Consider the following 6871-nt stretch of genomic DNA (forward strand, 5'->3'; position numbering starts at 1 on the left):
GGGTTGAGGGTGGCGACGAGGTTGCTTTCGATCAGCCGGCCGGCGGTCGGGGCGACCATGATCACCCGCCAGGACGAGACGAGGTCGGCGTCGGGCTTGCCGCGCACGGCGACGCCGGGCTCGTCCAGGCGCGGCGACAGCTTGACCTGCACGCCCAGCCCGCCGTCGCCGCGTCCGGTCAGGTAGAGGCCGGCATAGTCCTTGAGGTCGGCCTCGGTGATCGCGAAGGCGGGGCCCCCGTCCTTGCCCTCGCCGTGGCAGACCAGCGGGGCGTCATACAGATTGTGCTCGCGCAGCGTCGAGGCCTGGACCGGATCGAACTCGCCCTCGTGGCTGCTGCCGAACTTGCCCAGGTTCAGGCCCCAGCAACGATAGTCGGCCGGGAAGTCGAACCGGGTCTCCTCGTTGCGGATATTGACCGCGTCGAGCCCTGGCTGCTGCGGCAGCACGTAGCGGAAGGCCACGCCGTCGTCATAGGCGCGCACGATCACCCGCAGCTGGCGCTTGCGGCCCTCGGGTTCCTGGAAATCGATGCTGAGCTGGTTGTAGTGATCGCGGACCGTCCGGGCCTTGCCGGCGACCAGATCGTAGTTGGTGTCGTTGGTGGACGGGGCGGCGCCGGTGATCTTCAGGCCGTGGCTAAGCCCGCCGCCGACGCTGAGCACCAGGCCCAGCGGGGAGGGCGCCAGCAGGGGCCGGCCCCTGTACGCGACCGCGTAGCGGGCTTGGCCGTCGCCGTCCGAAACCGTGACCCGCAGGGCGCCGTCGGGGGAGGAAAGCCGCTGTTCGGCCGCGCCTGCCGGACCCACCGCGAGGAGCGCCATAGCCGCGCCAGACATCAGGCCCGCCGCGCGAAGAAACCGAAGGTCCCGCATGTTTCGCTCCCCCGCCGCTTAATGGGCGTTTCTATTTGTCACACAAATTAGACTGTGTATGGATCGCCGTCGAGTATTTAGATACCGGTACCAGAGACGACCTCCGATTGCTCAGACCGCTCTGGCGTGCGAGTGACAACGTTGTCGGAGTTTAACGATAAATGTGGGGAGTTATGAACACCAAGGCCTTCTGCGCCGCGTTGCTGGCGACCACCCTTCTGACCACCTCCGTCCTGCCTGGCGCGGCGTCCGCCGCCGACAGCAAGAGCACCGCCCATCCGGCCCTCTGGCCGGCGGCCAAGAGCCAGGGTCTGGTCGATCCCCAGACCGAAGCCTTCGTCGAGTCGCTGCTGGGCAAGCTGACCCTCGAGGAGAAGGTCGGCCAGATGATCCAGGGCGACATCGGCTCGGTGAAGCCGGAAGACCTGAAGACCTATCCGCTGGGCTCGATCCTGGCCGGCGGCAGCTCGCCGCCGCTGGGGGCGCCCGACCGCTCGCCGATCGGCCCGTGGGTCAAGTCGGTCGAGATCTTCCGCGCCGCCGCCGCCCAGCGCCAGGGCGGCACGCAAATCCCTCTGATGTTCGGCATCGACTCCGTGCACGGCCACGGCAACGCCGTCGGCGCGACGCTCTTCCCGCACAACATCGGCCTGGGCGCGGCGCGCGACCCCGAGCTGATCCGCAAGATCGGCGCGGCCACCGCCCAGGAAACCGCCGCCAGCGGTTTCGACTGGGCGTTCGGCCCGACCCTGACCGTGCCACGGGACGACCGCTGGGGCCGGACCTATGAGGGCTATTCGGAAGATCCGCAGATCGTCCGCGACTATGCCGGCCAGATGATCCTGGGCCTCCAAGGCGCGGTTTCCCAAGGCGGCGTCATCCAGCAAGGCCACGTCGCGGCCAGCGCCAAGCACTTCCTCGGCGACGGCGGCACCCATAACGGCAAGGACCAGGGCGACGCCCAGGTCTCCGAAGCCGAGCTGATCCGCCTGCACGCTCAGGGCTATGTGCCGGCCATCAACGCCGGGACCCTGACCATCATGGCGTCGTTCAACAGCTGGAACGGCGAGAAGATGCACGGCAACAAGAGCCTGCTGACCGACGTGCTGAAGGGCAAGATGGGCTTCGACGGCTTCGTCGTCGGCGACTGGAACGGTCACGGCCAGGTGGCCGGCTGCACGCCCAAGACCTGCGCCCAGGCCGCCAATGCGGGCCTGGACATGTACATGGCGCCCGACAGCTGGAAGGACCTCTACGCCAACACCCTGGCCCAGGCGAAGTCGGGCGAGATCCCGATGGCCCGCATCGACGACGCCGTGCGCCGCATCCTGCGCGTGAAGGCCAAACTCGGCCTGTTCCAGCAGGCGCGGCCGCTGGAGGGCAAGGAAGCCCTGATGGCCTCGGCCGAGCACAAGGCCATCGCCCGCCAGGCGGTGCGCGAGTCGCTGGTGCTGCTGAAGAACAACGGCGTCCTGCCGCTGAAGGCCTCGGCCAATATCCTGGTGGCAGGCTCGGGCGCCGACGACATCGGCCAGCAGGCCGGCGGCTGGACCCTGTCGTGGCAGGGCACCGGCAACACCAAGGCCGACTTTCCCAACGCCCAGTCGATCTATTCGGGCCTGAAGGAGACGGTCGAGGCCTCGGGCGGCTCGGCCACGCTCAGCGTCGATGGTGCGTTCGACAAGAAGCCCGACGTCGCGATCGTGGTGTTCGGCGAGACGCCCTATGCCGAGGGCGTGGGCGACATCAAGACGCTGGAATTCCAGCCCGGGACCAAGACCGACCTGGCCCTGCTCAAGAAGCTGAAGGCCGCCGGCGTGCCGGTGGTGGGCGTGTTCCTGTCGGGCCGCCCGCTGTGGGTGAACCCCGAGATCAACGCCTCGGACGCCTTTGTCGCCGCCTGGCTGCCGGGCTCTGAAGGCGGCGGGATCGCCGACGTGCTGGTCGGCGACAAGGCCGGCAAGCCGCGCACCGATTTCCACGGCAAGCTGTCGTTCAGCTGGCCCAAGACCGCCGGCCAGTTCACCCTGAACCGCGGCGACAAGACCTATGATCCGCAGTTCGCCTATGGCTACGGCTTGACCTACGCCTCCAAGGTGCGCGTCGGGACGCTGTCGGAGAAGGCCGGCTTCACGGTCGCCACCGAGAACGTCAGCGACTATTTCGTCGGCGGCAAGACGCCGGCGCCGTTCGACTTCAAGCCGTCGCCGAGCACCGCGGTGCAGATCCGCCCCGTCGACGCCGGCAACGTGCAGGAGGCCGGCCGCCAGCTGACCTTCTCGGGCGACCGGCCGGCCACGGTCTCGCTGGCCGCCGACCAAGCCTTCGACCTGTCGTTCCAGACCAACGCCGACATCGCCCTGCTGGTCGACTATCGCCTCGACGCCAAGCCGACCGGTCCGGTCACCCTGGGGATCGGCTGGGGCAAGCTGGACGTGACGCCGGTTCTGGCCGCTTCGCCGGTCGGCGAATGGAAGAGCCTGAAGGTCTCGCTCAAATGCTTCCAGGCGGCGGGAACCGACGTGACCAAGGTCACCGCCCCGTTCGAACTGTCGACAGCCGGCAAGCTGACGGTGTCGCTGCAGAGCGTGAAGCTGACGACCGACCCGGCGGGCGCTGTGTGCCCGGGGAAGACCGCGAACTAGTTCGTTTTTCTACCCGCTCATCCCGGCATTCGCCGGGATGAGCGGATTTTGGAGTAGGTCATCCATGTGTTCGAAGCTCCTGGGCCTGCTGGCCGCGACGGCTCTAAGCGCCGCCGGCGCATCGGCCCACGCCGCGCCGCTGCTGGCCCCGGTCTTCACCGACCACGCCGTCCTGCAGCGCGGCCAGCCGATCCGGGTGTGGGGCGCGGCCAGGCCGGGGGCGGTGGTCGAGCTGTCGCTGGGCGGGTCCAAGGCCAGCGCGACGACGGACGCAGAGGGGCGCTGGTCCACGACCTTGCCGGCTCGCGAACCGGGCGCGGCCCTGACCCTGACGGCCCAGACGGGCGGTGAGCGCCAGACGATCTCGGACCTGCTGGTCGGCGATGTCTGGCTGTGCTCGGGCCAGTCGAACATGGAATACCCGCTGCGCCGGTCCCTGAACGGCGAGGCCGAGGCGGCCAATTCGGCCGATCCGAACATCCGCCTGCTGCAGACGGGCCGCACCAGCCTGCCCGCGCCGACGACCGCCCTGCCGAAGGAAGCGGTCTGGCGCGCCGCCAGCCCGGAGTCGGCCAACAATTTCAGCGCCGCCTGCTTCTTCATGGGCCGCGAGCTGAAGAAGACCACCGGCGCGCCGATCGGCCTGATCGACGCCACCTGGGGCGGTTCGGTGATCCAGGACTGGATCAGTCGCGAAGGCCTGGCGGCCTTGGGCGACTATGACGAGGGCCTGGCGGCTCTGGCCGAATACGCCCAGTCGCCGCAATCGGGCGCGGCGCTGTGGAGCGGGATGCTCGCCCGCTGGGCCGCCAAGGCCGAGCCGCAGGCCGCGACCTGGAGCCGCCCGGACTTCGACGACCACGACTGGAAGACCATGCCCGCGGAGCAGTTCTGGGAGACCAATCCCGGGCTGGAGACCTTCGACGGCACGATCTGGTTGCGAGCCGTGATCACCCTCACTGATCGGCAGGCGGCCCAGGGCGCGACCCTGTCGCTGGGCCCGATCGACGACCTGGACACCACCTTCGTCAACGGCCGCGAGGTCGGCTCCTCGCAGGGCTGGGACCGGCCGCGCGACTACAGGATCGCGCCGGGCGTGCTGAAGGCCGGCCCCAATCTGATCGCCGTGCGGGCTATCGACACCAGCGGCGGCGGCGGGGCCTGGGGGCCGGCCGCCCAGAAGGGCCTGAAGTTCGAAGACGGTTCGTTCGCCCCGCTGGGCGCGACCTGGCGCTACAAGATCTCGGCGACCCTCGCCCAGAGCGGCCTGCCGCCCACCGCGCCGTGGGTGGGGACCAGCGGCCTGTCGACCCTGCGCAACGGCATGATCGCGCCGCTCGTTCCCTATGGCCTGAAGGGCTTCGCCTGGTACCAGGGCGAGGCCAATGTCGCCGAGCCGGCGGCCTATGCCCGCCTGCTGCCGGCCCTGGTCGCCGACTGGCGTCGTTGGTTCGAGGCTCCGGATCTGCCGTTCCTGGTGGTGCAACTGGCCGACTTCGGGCCGCGCCAGACCGCGCCGGTCGAGTCCGGCTGGGCCGGCGTGCGCGACGTCCAGCGCCGCGTGGCCGCGAACGATCCCAAGGTCGGCCTCGCCTCGGCCGTCGACATCGGCGACATCTACGACATCCACCCGGCCAACAAGCAGCAGGTCGGCCATCGCCTGGCGCTGCAGGCCCGCAAGCTGGCCTACGGCGAGACGGGTCTGGTCGCCGCCGGTCCGGCCCCGCTGTCGGCGACGCGGGCCTCCGGCGCGGTGGTCGTGCGGTTGGATCAGCCGGCGGTGGTCCAGGCCGACGCTCGCCCGGTCGGATTCGAGCTGTGCGATGCCGCCGGCGTCTGCCGTTTCGCTGATGCGGCCCTGACCAGCGACCAGGTCCGGCTGGCGATCCCGGCCGGCTTCGCGCCGGTCAAGGTCCGCTTCGCCTGGGCCGACAGTCCGATCCTCAATCTCTATGGCCGCACCGGACTTCCGGCGACGCCGTTCGAGCTGGCGATCGCGCCCTAGTCGTCCGTCGGCGGCCGATCCAGGCCGTTTTGGTTAAAATGACGGACGCGGCCTGGGCCGCGTTCCGGCGAAATTCTAGGGTTTCGCTGCATTCCAGCTGCGCCGGGCCGCGCCTAGGCTGGTTGTCTGGCTTGTGCTGGGGCGCAACCAAACCTTGGTTCGGAAGTGGACCAGCGCGGGCAGGGGGCGGACGGCGCGCGCGGGATCGCGCGCGCCGTTAACCAGCAACGTATTGACCCTCAACGGCATTGTCTCCGTGTAGGAGAGCGTAGAGTGCCCGACGTCGCGTATCAGGAACTGGCCGAACTTTGGGAGGCGGTGTTCGGCGAGCAGCCGTCCGTCGTCGCCGAGCCGGGCCTGACGGCCCAGGTGCTGGTCAGTTGCCTGCCGCCGGCCGAGCCTTACAGTTTCCGCGGCGAGGACGAGTCCGATGGCTAGACCGCCAGCCCCTTGAGCCGTTCGCGCAGGTCGCCCAGGGCGTCCAATTGCAGGTTCAGCTTGCAGAACAGCTGCTCGGGCACGGCCTTGGCCTTGTCGCGCAGCGTCACGCCGGCCGGGGTCAGGGTAATGATCACTCGTCGCTCGTCCTCGGGATCGCGGGCGCGCTCCACCAGCCCCTGGGCCTCCATCCGCTTGAGCAGCGGGGTCAGGGTGCTGGACTCCAGGTCCAGCGCCTCGCCCAGGGCGCCCACCGTGCGCGGACTGGTCTCCCACAGCACCAGCATGACCAGGTACTGTGGATAGGTCAGGCCCAGGGCGTCGAGCATCGGCCGGTACAGCCGCGTCACCCGATTGGCGGCGCCGTAGAGAGCGAAGCACAGCTGACGATCGAGGCGTAGCGCCTCGACCGTTTCACCGTTGGTCTTTTGGGTCTTCGAGGTCATGCGGCCTTTGTGGTGATCGCGACGTCGACATTGCCGCGCGTGGCGTTGGAATAGGGGCAGACCTTGTGCGCCGTCGCAACCAGGGCTTCGGCTTCTTCCTGGGTCAGGCCCTGGGTTTCGACCTCCAGCGCGTCCGTAGTGTACAAGGAGATGGAAGCTAGCATGGATAACAATTTAGATTCAAAAATTGAACACCTTTATCAAATTAACACATCTTTTTTTCAATATATGCGGCATTTAGTCGAAGAAACATTAAAAACACAGCCTTATCACTTAACACCCACTAAATTTTATATCTTAAACTACATTGCCAGCGGCACAAAGTATATGGTAGCAGATATTTCAAATAAACTTCACTTAACCTCGGGCGCTACAACTAGCTTATTAAATCAATTGGAAGAAGAATCTCTCATTCAGCGCGTGCGAGACGAAAAAGACCGGAGAGTCGTGTGGGTTTCACTG

6 protein-coding genes and 1 pseudogene are annotated in these 6871 nt (G+C 67.7%); 4 read left to right on the forward strand and 3 right to left on the reverse strand.

The window, feature by feature from the left end; genetic code table 11:
- On the reverse strand, nt 1-875 hold an 875-nt coding region (locus AC1DZ6_RS15535; protein ID WP_477098060.1), incomplete at its 3' end, for a glycoside hydrolase family 97 N-terminal domain-containing protein.
- 161 nt (nt 876-1036) lie between these two features.
- Between AC1DZ6_RS15535 and AC1DZ6_RS15540 the strand changes: the two genes are divergently transcribed.
- The 3 genes from AC1DZ6_RS15540 (at nt 1037) to AC1DZ6_RS15550 (ending at nt 5963) form a co-directional block, all read left to right on the forward strand.
- On the forward strand, nt 1037-3520 hold the full coding sequence (locus tag AC1DZ6_RS15540; RefSeq protein ID WP_477098061.1) for a glycoside hydrolase family 3 protein: 2484 nt from the start codon (nt 1037-1039) through the stop codon (nt 3518-3520).
- 64 nt (nt 3521-3584) lie between these two features.
- Complete coding sequence (locus tag AC1DZ6_RS15545) at nt 3585-5525, forward strand: sialate O-acetylesterase (RefSeq protein ID WP_477098062.1); 1941 nt, start codon at nt 3585-3587, stop codon at nt 5523-5525.
- A 273-nt stretch (nt 5526-5798) separates the two neighbouring features.
- Nucleotides 5799-5963, forward strand: coding sequence for a hypothetical protein (locus AC1DZ6_RS15550; RefSeq protein ID WP_477098063.1), 165 nt, complete (start codon nt 5799-5801; stop codon nt 5961-5963).
- Here AC1DZ6_RS15550 and AC1DZ6_RS15555 read toward each other — a convergent pair.
- Together AC1DZ6_RS15555 and AC1DZ6_RS15560 are read right to left on the reverse strand one after the other, a co-directional pair.
- A complete protein-coding gene (locus AC1DZ6_RS15555) occupies nt 5960-6409 on the reverse strand; it encodes a MarR family winged helix-turn-helix transcriptional regulator (RefSeq protein ID WP_477098064.1) in 450 nt (149 codons plus the stop codon). The two genes, AC1DZ6_RS15550 and AC1DZ6_RS15555, sit on opposite strands and share 4 nt — an antisense overlap.
- Nucleotides 6406-6540: pseudogene (locus tag AC1DZ6_RS15560) on the reverse strand (organic hydroperoxide resistance protein); the annotation flags it as partial. The gene AC1DZ6_RS15555 and the pseudogene AC1DZ6_RS15560, both read right to left, overlap by 4 nt.
- A gap of 31 nt (nt 6541-6571) precedes the next feature.
- On the opposite strand from AC1DZ6_RS15560, the gene AC1DZ6_RS15565 reads away from it, so the two are divergent.
- Nucleotides 6572-6871 (forward strand): MarR family winged helix-turn-helix transcriptional regulator (locus AC1DZ6_RS15565; protein WP_477098065.1); only part of this gene is annotated, 300 nt, incomplete at its 3' end.

The sequence above is a fragment of the Caulobacter sp. P1_B12_2 genome, assembly GCF_056406675.1.